Origin of the sequence: Paenibacillus faecis (assembly GCF_008084145.1) — a bacterium.
In the GTDB taxonomy this organism is placed as follows: domain Bacteria; phylum Bacillota; class Bacilli; order Paenibacillales; family Paenibacillaceae; genus Fontibacillus; species Fontibacillus faecis.
Window position 1 is genome coordinate 541,401 of record NZ_VSDO01000006.1, and the last position, 18,114, is coordinate 559,514.

The 18,114-nt window shown below is 53.1% G+C and carries 21 protein-coding genes; 1 reads left to right on the forward strand and 20 read right to left on the reverse strand.

The window, feature by feature from the left end; all coding sequences use genetic code 11:
* Positions 1-158: 158 nt before the first annotated feature.
* The 17 genes from FRY98_RS27630 to FRY98_RS27710 form a co-directional block, all read right to left on the reverse strand.
* Positions 159-1,130, reverse strand: coding sequence for a ring-cleaving dioxygenase (locus FRY98_RS27630; protein WP_148457993.1), 972 nt, complete (start codon positions 1,128-1,130; stop codon positions 159-161).
* Between the two features lie 25 nt (positions 1,131-1,155).
* The gene (locus FRY98_RS27635) at positions 1,156-1,581 is read right to left on the reverse strand and encodes a MarR family winged helix-turn-helix transcriptional regulator (RefSeq protein ID WP_148457994.1); all 426 of its coding nucleotides are present in this window, start codon (positions 1,579-1,581) and stop codon (positions 1,156-1,158) included.
* 552 nt (positions 1,582-2,133) lie between these two features.
* On the reverse strand, positions 2,134-2,370 hold the full coding sequence (locus FRY98_RS27640; protein ID WP_148457916.1) for a hypothetical protein: 237 nt from the start codon (positions 2,368-2,370) through the stop codon (positions 2,134-2,136).
* Positions 2,360-2,800, reverse strand: coding sequence for an Ig-like domain-containing protein (locus tag FRY98_RS27645; RefSeq protein ID WP_148457917.1), 441 nt, complete (start codon positions 2,798-2,800; stop codon positions 2,360-2,362). Before FRY98_RS27645 ends, FRY98_RS27640 begins: the two co-directional genes overlap by 11 nt.
* Positions 2,793-4,163: a hypothetical protein gene (locus tag FRY98_RS27650; protein ID WP_148457918.1), complete on the reverse strand. Its 1,371-nt coding sequence runs from the start codon at positions 4,161-4,163 to the stop codon at positions 2,793-2,795. Before FRY98_RS27650 ends, FRY98_RS27645 begins: the two co-directional genes overlap by 8 nt.
* Positions 4,160-4,798 carry a putative phage tail protein gene (locus FRY98_RS27655; RefSeq protein WP_225039545.1) on the reverse strand — a complete coding sequence of 213 codons (639 nt, stop codon included), beginning with the start codon at positions 4,796-4,798 and terminating at the stop codon, positions 4,160-4,162. Before FRY98_RS27655 ends, FRY98_RS27650 begins: the two co-directional genes overlap by 4 nt.
* A complete protein-coding gene (locus FRY98_RS27660; RefSeq protein ID WP_148457919.1) occupies positions 4,791-5,849 on the reverse strand; it encodes a baseplate J/gp47 family protein in 1,059 nt (352 codons plus the stop codon). The genes FRY98_RS27655 and FRY98_RS27660 overlap by 8 nt, the downstream gene beginning before the upstream one ends.
* 2 nt (positions 5,850-5,851) lie before the next feature.
* Complete coding sequence (locus FRY98_RS27665) at positions 5,852-6,265, reverse strand: DUF2634 domain-containing protein (RefSeq protein ID WP_148457920.1); 414 nt, start codon at positions 6,263-6,265, stop codon at positions 5,852-5,854.
* The gene (locus tag FRY98_RS27670; protein WP_148457921.1) at positions 6,265-6,714 is read right to left on the reverse strand and encodes a DUF2577 family protein; all 450 of its coding nucleotides are present in this window, start codon (positions 6,712-6,714) and stop codon (positions 6,265-6,267) included. Before FRY98_RS27670 ends, FRY98_RS27665 begins: the two co-directional genes overlap by 1 nt.
* A complete protein-coding gene (locus tag FRY98_RS27675; protein WP_148457922.1) occupies positions 6,714-7,727 on the reverse strand; it encodes an XkdQ/YqbQ family protein in 1,014 nt (337 codons plus the stop codon). Before FRY98_RS27675 ends, FRY98_RS27670 begins: the two co-directional genes overlap by 1 nt.
* Positions 7,724-8,386: a LysM peptidoglycan-binding domain-containing protein gene (locus FRY98_RS27680; protein WP_148457923.1), complete on the reverse strand. Its 663-nt coding sequence runs from the start codon at positions 8,384-8,386 to the stop codon at positions 7,724-7,726. Before FRY98_RS27680 ends, FRY98_RS27675 begins: the two co-directional genes overlap by 4 nt.
* Positions 8,386-10,356 carry a phage tail tape measure protein gene (locus FRY98_RS27685; RefSeq protein ID WP_148457924.1) on the reverse strand — a complete coding sequence of 657 codons (1,971 nt, stop codon included), beginning with the start codon at positions 10,354-10,356 and terminating at the stop codon, positions 8,386-8,388. The genes FRY98_RS27680 and FRY98_RS27685 overlap by 1 nt, the downstream gene beginning before the upstream one ends.
* A 19-nt stretch (positions 10,357-10,375) precedes the next feature.
* The gene (locus FRY98_RS27690) at positions 10,376-10,537 is read right to left on the reverse strand and encodes a hypothetical protein (RefSeq protein WP_211373378.1); all 162 of its coding nucleotides are present in this window, start codon (positions 10,535-10,537) and stop codon (positions 10,376-10,378) included.
* A 26-nt stretch (positions 10,538-10,563) separates the two neighbouring features.
* Positions 10,564-10,962: a phage tail assembly chaperone gene (locus FRY98_RS27695; protein ID WP_170287206.1), complete on the reverse strand. Its 399-nt coding sequence runs from the start codon at positions 10,960-10,962 to the stop codon at positions 10,564-10,566.
* Positions 10,963-11,082: 120 nt separating this feature from the next.
* Positions 11,083-11,517 carry a phage tail tube protein gene (locus FRY98_RS27700; protein WP_148457927.1) on the reverse strand — a complete coding sequence of 145 codons (435 nt, stop codon included), beginning with the start codon at positions 11,515-11,517 and terminating at the stop codon, positions 11,083-11,085.
* A 39-nt stretch (positions 11,518-11,556) separates the two neighbouring features.
* A complete protein-coding gene (locus tag FRY98_RS27705) occupies positions 11,557-12,624 on the reverse strand; it encodes a phage tail sheath subtilisin-like domain-containing protein (RefSeq protein ID WP_148457928.1) in 1,068 nt (355 codons plus the stop codon).
* Positions 12,621-13,097 (reverse strand): hypothetical protein, encoded by a 477-nt coding sequence (locus tag FRY98_RS27710; RefSeq protein ID WP_148457929.1) that lies wholly within the window; start codon positions 13,095-13,097, stop codon positions 12,621-12,623. Before FRY98_RS27710 ends, FRY98_RS27705 begins: the two co-directional genes overlap by 4 nt.
* Positions 13,098-13,359: 262 nt before the next feature.
* Here FRY98_RS27710 and FRY98_RS27715 point away from each other — a divergent pair, with 262 nt between their 5' ends.
* Positions 13,360-13,947 (forward strand): response regulator transcription factor, encoded by a 588-nt coding sequence (locus tag FRY98_RS27715; protein ID WP_170287207.1) that lies wholly within the window; start codon positions 13,360-13,362, stop codon positions 13,945-13,947.
* Here the strand turns inward: FRY98_RS27715 and FRY98_RS27720 are convergent.
* The 3 genes from FRY98_RS27720 to FRY98_RS29250 all read right to left on the reverse strand — a co-directional run bounded on the left by FRY98_RS27720 (position 13,934) and on the right by FRY98_RS29250 (position 18,043).
* Positions 13,934-15,409 (reverse strand): sensor histidine kinase, encoded by a 1,476-nt coding sequence (locus tag FRY98_RS27720; protein ID WP_148457931.1) that lies wholly within the window; start codon positions 15,407-15,409, stop codon positions 13,934-13,936. The genes FRY98_RS27715 and FRY98_RS27720 overlap by 14 nt on opposite strands.
* Before the next feature lie 111 nt (positions 15,410-15,520).
* Positions 15,521-16,810: an MFS transporter gene (locus FRY98_RS27725; RefSeq protein WP_148457932.1), complete on the reverse strand. Its 1,290-nt coding sequence runs from the start codon at positions 16,808-16,810 to the stop codon at positions 15,521-15,523.
* Positions 16,811-16,879: 69 nt separating this feature from the next.
* Complete coding sequence (locus FRY98_RS29250) at positions 16,880-18,043, reverse strand: winged helix-turn-helix domain-containing protein (protein WP_148457933.1); 1,164 nt, start codon at positions 18,041-18,043, stop codon at positions 16,880-16,882.
* Positions 18,044-18,114 lie beyond the last annotated feature (71 nt).

Genomic DNA, 18,114 nt, shown 5'->3' on the forward strand with positions numbered 1-18,114 from the left:
CACCTCTTCCAATCGGGTGACCTCATTATACTATAGCCGCGCCCAAATTCCCGGACTAAATAATCGACAATCTGATGGAAATCAAAGAAAAGCCGCCGGAGTTCAGGGCTCCGGCGGCCTTAAGCGGGAAGGATCCCCGCTACTCTAATAGGATGGCTTTACTGCACCGTATCCAGCGGTTTCAAATGGGCCTCGATTTGCGCCCGTTTCGACTCCAGAAACGGAGGCAGCGCCAGGGATTCGCCGAGATGCTCGATATCCTCGTCCGTGGCGAATCCCGGTCCGTCTGTCGCCAGCTCGAACAGAATGCCGTTCGGCTCGCGGAAGTACAGGGACCGGAAATAGAAACGGTCCACAAAGCCGGAATTCGGCAAACGAACGCTCCGAATGCGCTCGATCCAGGCGCGCAGCTCCTCCTCGTCCGCAACCCGGAAGGCGACGTGATGAACGCCGCCCCTTCCCAGCCGTTCGCGCGGCAGGTCGGTTCTCGGCTCGATGTGCACCTCGGCGCCGGTTCCCCCTTCCCCTGTCTCGAACACCAGGATATCAGGCTGCCCTGGGATGGACGATGGGTACTGCCCTTTCGGGCGGAACCCCATGAGGTCCGTCAGCACGGTGATCGTCAGCTCCGGCTCGCTCACGGTCAATTGAACGGGACCCAGGCCGACAATACCGTATTCGGCGGGAACCGGACTGCGGTCCCACGGTTTGCCGCCGGGAACGCCCGCGTTATTTTCATCCGAAACCAGGATAAGCCGCTGCCCCTCAAAATCCTTGAAAGCCAGGGTGGCCCGCCCCGCCCGCTGTTTCACTTCCTCATGCTCGACTCCAAACTCGGTCAAACGCCCGGACCAATAGTCCAGCGCCCGGTCGCTCGGGACGCGAAGCGAAAGCGCGGAAATGCTGTTGTTGCCGTCGACGTTGCGGCCGGCATTCGGAAGCTCGAAGAAGGTGAGCTCGGTCCCCGGGTTGCCGACTTCGTCCCCGTAAAACAAATGGTAAACCGAAACATCATCCTGGTTCACCGTTTTTTTGATCAGCCGAAGTCCGAGGATTTTCGTGTAAAACTTAAAATTTTCCGCAGCCGTTTTGGTGATGGCCGAAACGTGGTGGATGCCTTTAAATTCCAGATTCATGTGTGAAGCCCTCCGTTCATTATTGTGTTTTTTCGATCTTCCGCAAAAGGCCCAAAAGCTGCCGCTTCTCCTCGCGGCTAAGCCCTTTAAACTGTGAAGCCTGAAACCGCTCCTGCTCCGGTACGGCTTGATGGTAAAGCTCCCACCCCGCATCGGTTAGCGACAGCCACTTCTTCTTCCATTCCTGTTCTCTGCGAATCCAGCCCAGTTCCTCCATCTTGACCAGAAGCTGGGTGATGTTGCCCTTCGATACGAGCAGTTTATCGGCCAATTCCTGCTGTGTCAGCCGCTTGTGAGCTCCGATCTGAACCAGGGCGTCGAATTGGGCGACCGTCAGGTTCCAGGCCTTTAAATGCTGGTTGGATGCCCGCAGGCTCCGGTTATATATGCGCGAAAGGCGGTACCATACCAGTACCCCGAGCTTTTCCTCATGCTTTTCCTCCATGCGGCCGGGGCGGTTTGCTTCGATTTCGTTCATTTGTTTTCCCCCATTTCAAGGATTGCATTCAGTTTAGTTCTAAACTGATGGAATGTCAAGCGTTGCCTCATATCCTTTCCACTCTGCCCACAAAAAAAGCCGGTGAAACGAGTCACGACCGCCGCCAAGCATACGCCGAGCGCAATACGCAGCTCGTAGCTCGCAGCGCCAACGCAAATTAACGGGATTTCCTCCCGTTAATTCTGGTCTTTTCGCGCCATCCGTAAGCATTAGCTGGAATTATTCCAGTTAATTCATCCCCTACGGCGCAGATCGGCCCTTTGGCCGCAATATAGCTGGAGGTTTTCCAGCTAATCCTTCATGCGGCCCTTCCCCCGCCAGATTAACGGGAAGTTTTCCCGTTAAATCGGCGCTAGCAAAGCCCCTCCATCGGGCCCCACCTTCACTTTTTTCGCGCATGAAAAAAGGACCCTCCCCTTATTCTCTTGAAACTAGGCGAGAGTCCTTATCTTAAACTATGAGTTCACTACACTTTTATTAGACGCGATTAGCGACGTATTAGCGGCGCACTTTAAGCAATTGGTCCAGCTTGTCTTCAAGCAGTTCCTGGCGTTCCAGCAGGTCCGACAGCATTTCGTACAACACTTCGTTCGTTGCCTCAGCCGCTTTAAGTCCTTTCAGATTCTGCTCCTTCCGTTCGCTGTGGCGGGCCCGCAGTTCCTCCGATTTGACCCGAAGCGGGTCCGCCGGGATATGAAAATGCGCGGTTTTCGGGAGCGGTTTTTTACTTGCCATCCGTTACCACCACCTTTAACTCGGCGTTCCGGTCAAGTCCGAACGTGCGCAGCCGGAACTCCCCCGGTTCTTCACCGCTGATCGTCAGGGAGGCCTGACCCTTGGAGACGCTGATATTTTGCTGAAGTCCGTTCATTTCCAGCTGGACCTCTTCATTGAAATCCTCCTGAATGTTCCCCTGCCAATCGGTAATCGATAAATCGACCGTCAGCACATCGGAACCATTCGCTTCAATGCTGTCCTTATCCGCCTTCAAATGAGCCACCGTTCCCGTAAACGCTCCGTCAACATAACGCATCCGGAGGAGCATAGGATTATGGTATTGTTCTTCTTCAATGGGGATCAGTTTTTTGGACTCTACAGGTTTGAAAAGATCACTTAATCCGACAACTCTGCCTTCATCATTAATTTGCGCATAAAAATTAGACATACTCGATGACCTCCCAGACGATCATACTGCTTTTTGAAGCATCCGCGGCCGAAATTTCTATTTCGTTGTCGCTTACGAATCGGGCTCTCAGAGAACCGTCGTAAATGTATCCGTTATAGCCCGGGTCTTTGGGTGCGAGGTTGATGACCGCTTTGTTCGTTTGTACGGGTGAAAGTTGGATACGGGTCTTATTCGAATTGAGTTTATTCAAATCATCAAAGGAAACCTCCACTAAACCACGCTGTATCCTTACGCTGGTTTCCTTCCTGTCTTGCTCTACTATTTCTTTACTAAAAGCTTCTTCCTCTTTTGATCGCGTCAATGCTTGGGTTCCAAATTTTCTTTCAACGTTGGCGGTTACCAGTGGGTGGAAGTATAACTTAGACCCTGATCGGTACATTAAGACTAACCTGTCCGGGTACTCATAAGGGGTAAGGGGGCCCAAAAAATCTCCGCCTTTTCCTGCGGATGGATAGATTCCTCCATCTTCATTAGAAGTAAAATACTTAAAATCAATATACAGGTAGTCACCATTTCCTAACGGATATTTTCTATTGCCACCCCCGTATATACAAATAGAAGCATTTGTAACGGGGTTGACAATAAACCAATGCCCAGCTAACGCGACTGAGTCCCCGAAATCATAAAGGGGATAATCCGTAATTCCAATCAATCCTTGCAGTCGAGCCGCCAAGCCCCAGGTTCTACGGTCTTTTAAAGGATCATTTTCATTTCCTTCCGCATCCTGACTATAGACCGCCAATTTGCTTATTCTTATGACAAAATCATCCGAAGCGGGTTTATCAATGGTTATCCGGACAAGGCTACACTGGGTTTCTTCCGTTACTGGAATAAATGCGTCTTTAAGGGAAGTAAACTCTCCTTCGGCGACTTTTCTCCAGTCAGCCGCATGTGGTCCAATTTCAACTTTAAAATTGATGGGGCCGGGATCTTCAATAATATCAAATGAGATTGCATCGATTTTATAAAATCCACTCAAATTAATGGTCATAGAAGCGGGATAGTTATGCGCTTCTGAAAGGAACCAACAGTTCATATCATTCTTATTTATATAATAGGGTAATGTCGGTATTCCTATAACGACTCCACTTGTCACAGTTACCGGCTTGAACTTGGCCACATTTTCACTTATTCTTCCATTTTTAAAATGATGCCGTTCAAGGGCCCCACTCTCTATTCCATCGCTGCCGATCTGTGGAGCATCTCCCGGCAATCCCGTATGCCGATGGACTTTTCCATTATTAATAAATTTATCGAGCACTTCAATATTTGCATTCTGCGCCTCTCTCCTGACCGTATCAGAAGGCTCAAAAGCGTTCAGCCCACTGGGCAATTTCTTCATGTTGCATCTCTCCCTTCTTCACGCTTGGTTAACTTCGGCTTCCAAACCTCCAACCGCTCCCAAGTCATGTTCATCGCCTCAAGCTCATCCCATGTTAAATCCGCCGCATCCAGTTCATCCCAAGTCAGGTAAGTGTACCGGAACTCCAATTCGAGATGGGCCGGGATGATTTCGCGCAGAACCTGACGCATATCCGGTTCGTTCGGCGGTTTTCCCCGCGTGCCGATAAAGGTGATGACCACTTTGTACTCGGAAAAAATCTCCTCTACCCGGATCTCCCCATTCTCGAACGAGTCCGCTACGTCTTTGATGACCGCCAGGGTCACCGTTCCGGCGCCTCTCAGCTTCGACTTGATGACCGATCTTCTTTGGTCCCAAGGCTTGGTTTCATCCACCTGAATCCCGCAGATGTTCTCCCAATACGTCAGCCCCCAGGTGGCGCGCTCCACAAAAAATTGCTCCAAAACGTCAAGAATCCGGTGATTCAGTTCGAGGAGTTCTTTCGTTTCCTGAGCGATCAGATTGCCGACAATCCCAGGCTGGCCCTCGTTGTCGTGAAGGGTGTAGTATGTCGGCAAGTAGTCAGCCATATCTTTTATCAGATCACGTTTAAATTCGAACAAATCGTTAAACAATGAATTCCACCGCCCCGGCCACCGCTACCTGATCTTCATTGATCTTATAGTTGCCTTTTTCCCCGTTAATCTTCAATTCCTGGAAATCTTCCACTTGAGCAATATCCAGCAAAAGACCGAATATTTGATTATAGGAAACGATCGTTGTTTTAAAAGCAATACCGGCTAAAAACTGTTCCAGCATTTGGCTGAATTGCGTCTTGGTTGCTTCCAAATCCGCTCCGGGTACCAGTTTTATGTTTGCGGACACGTCGATCATGACTTCTTCCGCTCCGAAAACCTCAACATCCGCCCCCACCGGACGACGTTCATCCACGGCGTCCTGGACTTTTCCGATAATGTCATCGTTCGGCTGCCGCTTATCCTTGGACAAGATCGACAATTTCACGGTGCCTCCCCCCTTCCAGGTAGGAAAGACTTTTACGTCGCCCACGCCGGAAACCTCCAGCGCCCATTGACGGTAATGCCAAGCGTTTCCGCTCGTCGCCGGTCTTCGGACCCGATCATAGTATCGGACCAAAAGCGATTCATCGGACTCCGTTTCGGCCCCGTTTTTGAACTCCTCGGAATTCGTTACGGATACAACGCCGGTCAAATTGCCCAGCATCAGCTTGATTCGTCCGGCATCGACATTTCCCCGCACGCCGCCTACCGCCGCCTGGGCCTTCACGGTAGCGATTCCTTGGTGAATAACGCCTTCCTCCGTTGTTACAATTACGACGGGTTCCTCCTCATCGGTGGAAACGGATGTGCCCTTGGGAATGACGGTATTGTCGTCCCCTTTGAACACCACTTTCCCTGTCGCTTTCTCGCTGGGCAGCCGTGTGATTCCCATTTCGGCCGCTCTTAAATCCAGGTACCCGGACGGCTGATCAGGCCCCGCAAAACCGAATTTCAGCACATTTTCCAACGCGATATAGGCATGAGCCAATTCGATGGCCGCGGGCGACAGCAAATCGTAGGTAATGGAGCCCTGTCGCGTATCGATGCCTTCCGGAGAGGCATTCCGCATCCGATCCAAAATAGCTTCCTTCGTCTGATTTTCAAACATGGTTAAATGCTCACCTCCTGCTCAATAGCTCCTTCGGCTGTTATTACCGTAAAGGTAACGAACAGCTTATCGCTTGCCCGCTCGATCCGAAACTGTTCAACAGCCTGAATCCGATCATCCTCCTTAATCGCTTCGGTAATCACCCGGGTGATTTCGCTGTGCAGCAATTGCGGAGATATGTCCTGTCCCAGTAAAGTTTCAATTTCACAGCCGTATTGGCTGTTGTAGATTAAATAACGATAACGAGCGGTTAGAACCGCCTTCTGAATGGACTGCCGAATCGCCTCTTGGCCGTCTATGAGTCTCTCCTTGATTTGACCCGACTCTAAATCCAGCATATAGGTCCGTGAAGGAAGCGGGGCCGGCTTCACTTCCACAAATCGTTCTTCCCTGCTTCGCAGTGGAGACAATGCCATTAATACATCACCACCCGATCCAAAATGATATAGGTTTGCCCCTCGTTCATACCGACGACGATAACGCGGTCGTCCTTTTTGAGCTCGTCGGTGAATTCCAGCTCGGCTTCTTCCACCTTAAAATCAGCCGAGTTCAAGCCAAAGGATAAAAGTGACCACTCCCCTGAACCTTGGGGTAATGTTAACGTATATAGTGAATCTATGGAGGTTGAGGAGATACTAGCTTTTTTCTTCACATTCAAATTCACCTTCCTCATATGCTTCGTCAGCGACTGAGCCACGATGAGGTCATCCTTCTCCAACTCTACGTTCATATGATCCACCTTGATTTTCAGTTGAGGCGGCGCGGAAGTTACCGTGGCCAGTTCAAAAGTAATCTCGGAATTGTACCCGATGGCCCGGATCAGTTGAACCAGCTGACTTGCTCCCGAGCCTTCAATGCGTTCCATCACTTGGCCCCCTTCTGTTCGCTGTATTCCATCTCCGGGATGTCGTCCGTCGCCGACAAAGTCAACGACATCGTATGGCTGCCGTTCTCGAACCGGTGTTCATCGGCGGAAATGTAGTATCCCCCGAGAATCCCCGTCACCGCTTCTTTGACATATACGCACGAACCGGACACGACATCCGGAATGCCGAGACATTCGATGCGGGCCTGGTCCTCAATGGTAGCCAAATCCTCAAGCAATTGCTTAGCCCGCTGCTCCATCTGGGACTGGGTCATATCTTTCTCCGGCTTCTCCACATGCTGCATAATACCGAATCGCCTAATCAGCTCTCCGTCCTTGGCGCTCGCCATAATCGCCTTCTTCTCCACGTCCCCGCCGATCACTTTGATCTGGGTCCGGGTTTCTTCAATCGATTGCGAATAGGTGGCATCGAGCAGATTTACCCCGTTCTCCAGGACCCACTTTCCTTTCTGCTCTTTTCGTGCCAGTAACTGCAGTTTGCCTTCCCTGGAGGTAATCCAAAAATACTGCCCGTTCTGCTTCTGAGTTTCAGTCAGCGCCGTGACCATCATCTCGAACAGGGTTTTTTCACGAAAAACCAGCTTGGGAATCACATAACCCGTATCCTGGATCTCCCCCATCGGGATGGAAAATTCATGGCACAGCCGCTTGACGATCGCCGAGGCCGACTGATTGCGAAATATTTTCGTATCCTTGTTTTTGGTCAAATAGATATTCTCGTCGTAGGCTGTTAAAGTCATTTGACCCTTGGAGTTGATTTGATCCGCAAACAAAACGCCCCGAAACAGTTCCCGCTTCTCATCCAGAATCAAACGCAGCTCCGCGCCTTTTTCGAACATCATGTAAAGATCCCGAAGGTCCCCCGTATTGGAAACTTCCACTACGAGCTTGCGGGCCGCCTGTTTGATGTCGCCGGACCAGTTAATGGACTTCACGATTGGATCCAAGTATACATTTTGCTTGTCATCCCTATACGTGACGCTCCAGCTCATGATGGGATCACCAGCTTTTGGCCGGGAACAAGCCTATCCGGATTTTTACCGATCACCTTTTCGTTGGCCGCATAAATTTCTCTCCACCGGTCGCCATTCCCCAGTGTGCGCTGCGCGATTTTCCACAACGTATCTCTGGGCACGACGAAATAAAATGCGGGTGGTACTTTGGTATCCGGGCGATATTCGCCCGTAATCACCATCGCTTTGCCCGATCCGGACGTCTCTACCTGCCGAAATTCCACCTTTTTGTATTCCTTCAGTTCCAGTTCATAAAACACGTCGCCCGGATTTCCAGCGCGCTCGCTGTACTGAAAAGAACGAATCGTAACCATCAATTCTTCGATCTTGGTTCCCGTAACATTGAAACGGAGCGGCTTCCTGCTGTTCATCCACGTTTCAATCTTCTCTACCGTATCCCACGGTTTCAACAAGTCCTCGTATTCGCAATAGCCGGGATGGTAATCCCGCGGAAAAAACGCCCCGAAGGAAAACTCCCGCAATACCGCTTCTCCGATGACCGTATACTCGCCAAGCTGGGTAACCTGAACGTCTTCATAGCCGTATGAGCTTTTTACCGAGATTTGCTCGGGATTGACGGGCAGACGCAGCCGTTCTTTTTCGTCCACGGTCTTCAGCCAAAATTGCAGAGACGCCATTATGCCATCAATCCTCCCGCCGCTTTAATCTCACGGGCCAACGCTCGGGCAATCGCGTCGATATCCGATTCCTGGCGAACGTGAAACGTGTTTCCCGTAATCGAAATCGGCCCGCCCCCGCCTCCGCCGCTCGAATAGGCCCGGTTCTCGCTCGCCGTCATGACCCGCTCGCCTTTATGCAGCCGGGATATCATCCCGTCATATGGGACATAGTCGAGTCCGTGGTAGTTGCTGGGAGGAGGGCCTCCTGCGGATGTCACCTGGCTTGTGGTTTTCGCGTTCAGATTCACGGAAGCCCCATTCGTACTGGAGAAGAGGCCTTTAAATTTTTCAAATCCGTTTGTAATGAAGTTTATTGCATCATCCACCATCTTTTTCATATCATCCATGTGGTATTTCACCAAATAAGCGACGGCTCCAAAAGCGGCCCCTACGGCCAGACATGCAAGAATGAGCGGTGCAAAGGGCGCGGCAAGGGCGATAGCAGCAAGGGCGTTAGCGGCCAAAGCAGAGACCGTAGCGTAGAGGGCGGGAGCAAAGACGGTAATCAATACCGCGCTTACCCCCAAAAGAACAGCCCCCATAATATCCGCATACTCCATAAAAAACTCAAGCGCCCCAACCATCGCTGCCATAAACGGGAGCAGAAGATCACCAAGAGGAGCGAGCGCAATCGTGATCCGGTTCTTCAAAGCTCCAAATCGGTCGCTAAATGTTTCAAGCGTCTGCCCCTGACTCAACATTCCCTCCTTGCACTGATTCATGGAGGCGAGAATGCCGTTAAACTCGACCTTTCCGCCCTTCAATGCCGTTACAAGGTCCCCGCCGACTTTTTGCCCGAAGATCCCCGTAGCATACTCCATGGCTTCCGTAGCCGTCTTGGCCTCCCGAATTTTGGCTGCAATTTCCGCGAATCCACCGGCCGGAAGCCTCTTGGGATCCTTAAGCGCGTCTGCGATCGGATTCAGCCCGGATTTTTGCCATTTCGCCATAAGAGCCATCGACTGATTGAAACCGATGCCCATGTCTTTCATCGGCTCGCCAAACTGCCCCATCCGCTTCATCAACTCGACCATATCTACTTTTCCCGCCCGGCTCGCGGCGAAAAATTGCTCCAACATCACCTCGCCTTGCTTGGCCGCGTAGCCCCATGCAGACATGGCTGTTGTTGCTGATTCCGCAGCTTGGGCGCTATCGCCGCCGGTTAATCTCGAAGCGTTCAGGAGCATCTTGGTCAAATCCTCCAGATCTTTTCCGGTCATCGAAGTCTCCCGGCTCAAAATCCCCATCGCTTTGCCGACTTCGCTCAGGCTTTGCGGCACCTGCCCCCCGACGGTTCGAAAAGACTGGGCGAGTTTGACCAGTTCCTGCCTGGAGGCCCCTGAAGCGGCTCTAAGTACGCCATAAGCATCGCTGTAGGTTTTGGCCGCCTCCATAATTTTGTCTTTAGCCGAATTGAGCAGATTCATGGCACCGCCAATGTCAATGCCACCGTCATCGCCACCGCCGCCGTTCTGGGATGCATTTTGTGCCCCCGCGGCCGTCGGATCCGTTTTCTTCCGGAATGGAATCGGATCGGTGGCCCATTTGCCTAAAGGCGCTCTCAACTTGGTAATGTAGCCGGACAGCGAGCCTTTCCACTTTGTCAATTTGCCGCCAATCACCGTAAGCGCGCTGCCTGCGCTCTGTTTAGCCGAACTCCAAGCCTTCTTGAACCCGCCGCCGACCACGCTAAGCGCAGAATCCGCAGCCGCCTCCAGCTTGGATAATCCCGTCATCATGCGGCCCATGCCGCTTGTATTCCACATTTGTTCGCTCGCTCTGGCCATGCTGTTCAGGTCATGGACGGCTTTCATGCGGGTCTGGAGCTCGCCCATCGCTTTGTTGTATCTCTTCAGATTGTTTAAACTTTTGCTGGTTACATAGTCGTTCGTATTGTTCCTATTGTAATAATTGCTCAGCTTCCTCACCTCCTGACTAAAAGCGACTCTACGACTTCATCCTGCGGGCGGCCCGCTCCTGCTCTTTCCGCGCCTTCTCCTCCTCTTCCAACTGCAGCATCATCGAGGCGTACATAAACCGCTTTACGTTCTCGTCCTTGTTGTATACCTCATCCGGAGGAATATGATGCCGCTGAAAAATAAGATGCACCAGAAAGGCCTCGCCGCCCGCTTTGATTAGTTTTTTATTTCTTCTTCATCGCTGTCGAAACCGCTGATTTCAAGAATCTCCGCGGACAGCTTGGCGATTTCGCCGGCCAGCAGCAAGCCGAGAATCGCTTCCGTCGGCGTGCCGTATTTCTCGATCAGCTCTTTGGCGGACCAATCCGGAATGAGGCAGGCTTTTTGAATAACCAGGGCGCCGAACTGCTCTTCGTCCATCACTTTTTCCCGCTTGCTTCCTTTGCCCGCATAGTGGGTGCATTGCTCCTGAATTTTGTTGATCGTTTTGCCGTCCAACGCCTGAATTTGAAAATCGACGCCAAGGCGCTTCATCGGAATATCCTTGGTCGGTTTGCTGTCGGCGCTCAACAGCGCCTGAAGTACGCTAATTTGTCTGTTATCGGTTACTGCCATGTGATCCATCGCTCCTTAAAGGTTTTGGGTTGGGGTTGGTTTTCTTCATGAAACAGAAAAGACATGGAACCCGGACGAAAACGCCTGTGATTTACCGGGTTCATGCCATTTCCGGGAAGATTATTCGGCCACGAGTTTATCCATCAGTTCATAGCCGGTAAAGTTAAACGGAAGCTCTTCTTCCACGATCGCTCCGACTTCGAAATGCATCAGCGGAATCTTGTCAAAGGTCACGCCTTTCAAACGTACGCGGTAGGCTCCGTAGGATTCCGGATCCTCCAGCTTCAGGATCAGTTCCGTTGTAAAGACACCCTTCTTGTCGTCCGCGATCTGGCCGATCAGTTCGACGAACTCCGAAGTCACTTTATATCCCGTCATCGTGCCCGAACCGCTTAAGCCGGTCACTTTATGCGCCGTCCAGCGCGTGCCGGACCGTTTGATTTCCTCTTTGGTAATTTCCACATTCGCTTCGGCCGACTTGACGTTGGTCAGCCATTTGCCGTCGTAATACACATATCCGTAAGTCCCATTGATAACGCGGGTTGAATCCAGCACTAAAAACCCCTCCTAGTAATGTTAAAATCGTTTATGATCTTACACCCGGATCGTCAGGAAGATCCGCTCCATGCTGTCGACTTCCGTGAAGGCGATCAGCAGGTAAACCGCGTCTCCTTCGGACTTCAGGTCCGGATCCAGCGTCACGACGATATCGGTCAGCACATTGTTCAACTGCAGCCGCTCCAGGTAGGCTTTGATCGCGGAGATCAACGCCGCCTGCCCGTCGGCGTTATTGTCCAGCTTGCCGATGTAGGAATCGGCCGCGGCCTTGGTAATATCCGTGGAGATAGCTTGACGCGCACGCATGGCGCGGATTTTCTTGCCGCTGGTAACGAGCCCTTGTTCCACCTTCACCTTTTCGCCGTCATGGACGAGAACGAGGGAACCTTTTTCCAAAGCCGCATTGATTTCCGTCTTTCTCAGACGCTTCGTGACATCGTTGGCGTAAACCGGCGAATATGTGATCGATTTATTGATGCCGGTCCCCGCGATCAAACCGGCGACGTAAGGTGCGTAGCGGGCCGAGCTGTAGGTCTTTCCGTCGATTTCCACCCCCGTCACCAGGTTGACGACGTAATCGTCTTTGACCAGGCCGCTGCGGGTATTCCCGGCGTCCGGCTTCTGATCCTCTTCCGCGGTTCCGCCGATCACGGTGATGAAATGCTTTCCTTCATCCTCCCGGTTGCCGGCGCACCACTCTTTGAGGGCCTTCTGCTCCGCGGACGGGATTTCCGAAGGATATACGAACACATTAAATTGACGCGTGCTGAAGGCATCCCGGATCGCCGTGTAATCTACGGCGGCCTCTTTCCCCTCCGCGGGTGCCGGTGGAGCCGGAACCGTATAGACGAGCACTTCCTTCGCTCCGCCGAGCAGAATCAGCCGAATCGGATCGATATTCTCTTCTCCGAACCAATCGGCGGCTTCCTTTACTTTTTCCACCGTAAAAAACTTCTTGGCATCCGCCGCGTTCTTATACTTAAGCAACGGCAACGCTACCGTTCCGCGCGCACCGCCCTTGATCTGCGCCGCCGCGGCCTCTTCAAATCTGATGTACAGCCCCGGACGTACCGGCAGGCTGGTTGGTTCCCATGATCCACTCATTCGTTCATGCCACCTTTCAAATTTATGGTCGTGCGATACTCCACTTTTTGGATCTTCTCGTACTGCCGGATCGCCACCGCTTCCCGCGTGTTGATCACCACGGTACCCGTGCCTTTCAGCAGTCCGCCTTCGAGCTTCTCCGGAGAGGTAATCGTAAACGATTCCGCCCGGAGGGCCCTCGCTTCACCTGTTTTCAGAGCGCCCGCTTCCGTGCGCTCGTTCATCAGGTAGCGGCTCAACGCTTCCAGGCTAAGGATGGCTTCCTCCGCCTGCTCCGCGTAATAAACGATGGCGTATTGTCTTTCCGCCAACGTATGGCTGCGCGAATCGCTCCGCCGTGTCTCCTGTTTGAGTTCAATCACGAATTCCCCTGCCGCAGGAAGGGCAGGACCCTGGAAACGGTGAACCGTCACCTCCGGAAACTTCGCTTGAATCAGTTCCGCCAAACCGCTGACCTCTTCGGCCATCGACATGCTCCATCACTCCCTTCGGTCGACCGACAAACCGTCCATACCGAAACACAGGCCGCTAAAAGTATTAAATCCCCCGCTTCCGTTTTCATATTTCCAACCGGTTCGTTCCGGCCACATTTCGGATTATAGAGGAGGCCCAAAACAGCGAACAGGATGAACTTTCTTCACCCGGGGTGAAGCCAATTCATCCTACCTTTGGGCTTTAAACCTTGATATACTAGGGCTAAATGTAACCTTTTCCAGGTGTAGAGGAGCTATGGTGATGGAGCGAATTCGTGTCATGCTTGTGGAGGACGATCCCTTCTGGAGGGAGCATATCAGTGCGGATTTGGCGGATGAGGCCGACGTAGCGGTTGCCGGCGTAGCCTCCACGAAAGAGGAAGCCGTGGAGATCGCCGCGCGTGTCGATCTGGACGTGATTCTGATGGACATCAATCTGACGGGGAATAACCTGGACGGGCTGGACGCTGCCGAGGAAATTCTGCGCCAGGAAAAAAACAACTCCGTAAAAGTCATCATGCTGACCTCAATTACGGAGTCGGAAGTGATTATGAAATCCTTTCGCCTTGGGGCGATGAATTATATCAATAAATCGAGCTATCAGGATATCCTGCATGCGATCCGCGAAGCCCATAGCGGACGGGCGTCCATTCATCCCGACGCCGCCCGGGCCATGCGGAGCGAAGTGCAGCTCATGGAGCTCTCCCCGACCGAACGGGAGGTCTTCGAGCTCCGGAAGAGCGGGCTGAGCAAGCGGGAAATCTCCGAACGGCTTCACAAGTCGACGAATACGATCAAAACCCAACTGCGCAGCATCAAGAACAAGCTGACGAATTTTAAAATGGATTAGCCGGAGGGGTCAACCGTCCCTCCTTGGACCATTTGAACCGGCTCTTGGCCGGAGACGCCGGCTTGAATCGGGACCTCGGGAAATGCAGCACGATTGTCGTTCCTTTGCCGGGGACGCTCTCCGCCACCGACAGGCTGCCTCCATGCTTGCTCATCACACTGGTACAGTAAGACAGGCCAAGCCCATAGTTCAGCGCATTCTTCTTCGTCGTGAAAAAGGGTTCGAATATTTTGGTCAGGTACTCCTGGGGAATCCCGGCCCCGTTATCCTTCACTTCAATAAGGAATTCCTTCCGGGTCGCCGACGTGACCAGCTCAATCATCCCTCCTTCGGGCGGCAATGCGTCGATCGCGTTCCGAATTAAATTCGAAAGCGTCTCCCTTACGTGAACCTCATCGCAGATAAGCCTGCCTTCCACCCCGTAAAAAGCGGATAAAGCGATCCCCTTGGCTTCGGTAATCCCTCGCGAGGAGGAAATGACATCCTCCAATAGCTCGCGCAGATCATTCTCGCTCTCATCCAGCTGCACATCCTCGGCCTTCTCCTTGATCCGGTTCACCATGTGCAGGAGGTGGTCCGTCAACCCGTGCACCTGACTCATCGTTTGGATCGCTCTCTCCGTATTTCCGGCTTTCATCAGAGAACGGCTCTTCTCGGCCAGGTAATCGATCTTCTGAATTTCGTTCTTGATGGAGTGATTCAGAATGGACACGCCCATCGTCAGCGTGCGTATCGAATAATCGATCCGCTCCCGCTCGATCCGCAGCTTGATGCCGAGAAAGCCGTACCGGATCGTGAAAAACAAAACGGCGGCGACCGTCCCGAGGATCACGATAAAGTTGGCCTGCCACATCCCGTTGCTCCGAAGGTCGAAAGACCACCAGCCAAGCTCCAGATGATTAAAACCCACGTAATCGGACGTATAAGCCCATATCATGACAAGCGGAAAGAGCAAGGTTCTCCGCTGGCCGCGCCGGCTTAACTCGTTCTTCTCTCCGAAATAGGCCAGGATATAAAAGAAACACCCGACCGCGATATAGCCCCCGTCCCACCAGCGAAATTCAGCCATCTCGAAAATATGCAAAGCACCCTCCCGCGCGCGATTGACGATCAGCAGCATCGCAACCGGAAGAAGCAGTACCGACCACATCCATTTCCAGCGGGACGACATCCGCTCGTTCAACCACAACCCGCCCATACAGAATACGTAAGGCAGCACAAAATAATAAATATTCATGCTCACCACAGTCGACAAATAAAGCGCCCGGCTGAAAAATTCCGGCATCCAGGCCGCGTCTCCCAGCCACGGCATGATGGACAGATGCATGCTGAACGTATAGCTCGCCGAACCGCCCAGCAAGATCGTTAACCCGATCCAAATATTGGATCGGGTCCTATGAAATAAGACGAACAGTCCCAAAGACCAGAGCGACAGGAACATTAGGATATAAATAATCTGCACTTTTCCTACTCCCTCAATTTTACAAAATTACCCTTAACCCATTATTCCATCCCTTCTTAGTGAATTCCTGCCTTGACAGACAAAAAATTAACAGTTTTTGGTTCGTTTCGCTTAACTCGCGTCCGCAGGCAGAACTGTGCTCTCGGCCTTCCGGCTGCCCCGTCCCCAAAGCCTTTGGCGAAACAGAAGCCCGCTGAGGCCGATCAAGGTCATGGCCGAACCGATCCACAAAAAGGCCTGACCCGCCGAAGCCGCCTTAATCAATAGCCCCCCTGCCAAAGGAGCCGCCAGCATGACGAGGCTGATCAGCATGTTTTGAATGCCGAATACCCGGCCGACGAGGTTCGGAGCGGTTTCTTTTTGCAGGATATAATTCTGAGTGAGAATGTACATCCCGTTGCCGATGCCGAGCAGAAAGCCCAGTCCCCAAAGAAGAAAAGAACGGCTTCCGGGTGGACTTAAGCCGAGCAGCGCGATTCCCGTCCCGATCAGCGCGCCTCCGCCGCCGAGCCCCCAGCCGTAGCTGATCCGGTTCAAGCGGTTCAGCAGCACGAGCATTACCACCGCTCCCGCGCCGATCGCCGCCACGACCTGGCCGGTCAAGGCTTCGTCCGCGGGGGAGATGGTTCTCAATAGCGTTGGAAACTGATAGTCGATCATCAGGATCACCGTCATGCCGATAAATCCGAAGATGATGGTATTTAAGATCTTTTTGTGATGCCAAAGGTAAGCCCAGCCTTCCTTCCACTCGGTCCAGAATACGCCGGCACCGGAGGAAGGCGCCGGCGCTCCGGGAGATTCCGTGTCCTGCGGCGACGTCGCTTTAGGCAAATGGCGCAGACCGAACAGCAGCAGCGCCGAAAGCAGTCTGGCCGCCATGTTGATGACGATGCAGGCCTGCGGGGACAACGCCACCAGCGTAACGGCGCCGAGCAGCGGCCCGGCCACCTTCGATCCCTGGTTGACGAGTCCGTTATACGAAGTGGCCTGCAGCAGCAAATCGGCCGGAACCACCCGGCGGGTGAGCGCCTGCTGGGCGGGGACGTGAAAGACGCCGGCCAGAGCGCGCAGCGCCAAAAAAGGCAGGAGCCAATACATATTCGGGGCGAACAAAACGGCGACGGAGAGGATGACGGTTATTAAATCGCAAACCATCATAAGTCTGGCCTGCCGCACCCGATCCGCCAGCGTCCCCGCGAAGGAGCTGAACAGCACGGACGGAAGGGCCATGGAGACCGGAATCAAGGCGATCATCAACGGATCGGCCCCCCAGCGGTAGGCGACCAGCACCTGAACCGCCAAGGCGTCGAACCAGTCGCCGAACGAGGCGAGCGCATATGCGGAGAACATGCTCCTGTAGCCGCGGATCGACCACAGCCCGGAGCGGAGCGTGAATGACATGATATTTATTCCCTCCAACCATTAAGTCCTGTTTGTTCAGCAGTTTATCAGGACTTTGTCAGAGGAAGATCAGACGGAACGATCGCCGCCGTTCAGCAGCGATTCGATGCGGCGCTCCATTTCCGGCCGGACTTCGGACAACCGGTACTCTTTGTCCAACGAATCATACAGTGCGGCGTATTTATGCCGGAGCCGGCTGTCGGGTCGGTGCCTGTGCAGAAACAGCCGGATCTGATGTACGGCCGCAAAATACAGCGGCATATGCAGAGCCATTCCCAGTACCTCGAGCCCTTCGTCGAGCCGCTCTTCCGCGTCCCGCTCCGCCCCGTCGGCCAAAAGCCGCAGGCCCTTCATGATGTGGAATCTGCCGATCTCGCGGATATAAGGTTCGCTCTGCAATAACCTCTCCAAACGCGCCGCGCTCCGGTCGGCTTCCGCCAAGTTCGCCGCCGTCAGGTGAACATACATTTCCATGATGGCGACGGGCATGACGAATCCGGTTAAACTATCGCTCTCCATGACGCGGCGGGTATGGGGAAAACGCGCGATCGCTTTTTCCGGCTGTCCGGCATCCGCATATACCTCGAGGATATTTAAAATCTCCATTTCCCTGTGCTGCTCGGGAGTCATTACTTTTTGGCGAAGGGCGGCTTCACAGTACTCCAGCGCTCTTTCCGAATCCGCCGCAATGCCCCAGTAAAGCAGAAGCAGCCAATACAACCGCTCCCCCGCCGCAATCTCATCCGTATCCAAGAACCACCTGATGTCTCCTTCGATAAACCGGATATACCGGCGAAAAAAAGCATCGATCTCAAACCCGAGCACCTCGTGTTGAGCGGCCAAAGCCACGATGGATTTCCCCTGCCCGAGCAAATGATATTTCTCAAACAGTCCCCGCACCGCCGACTGCATCTCTTCGTCGTGTATCGATGGATTTTCGATTTTGCGCGGCTCCTCGATCGTCAAGCTGTAGCCGTATCCGCGAATCGTGTTGAGGCGGATATGACTCCAGCGGGCCAGCTTTTTTCGAAGCCGGTAAATATGATCGTCCACCGTCCGCTCTACCGGGTATTCCAGCGCCCACACCCGGTCCAGCAGTTGTTCGCGGGAGAACGCCTGATTCCGGTGCTCGTATAGAAACTGCAGCAACGCGAATTCCTTCGCCAAGAGTTCGACGGTCTCCGCCCCGACGGCGACCGTATACGCGGCCGGATCCAACACTAGATGCGCCATGCTCATTCCCATTCCTTTCGTTGCCTTACGATTGCATTTATCATAGGGTGTCATCGAAACGTTGTAAAGGA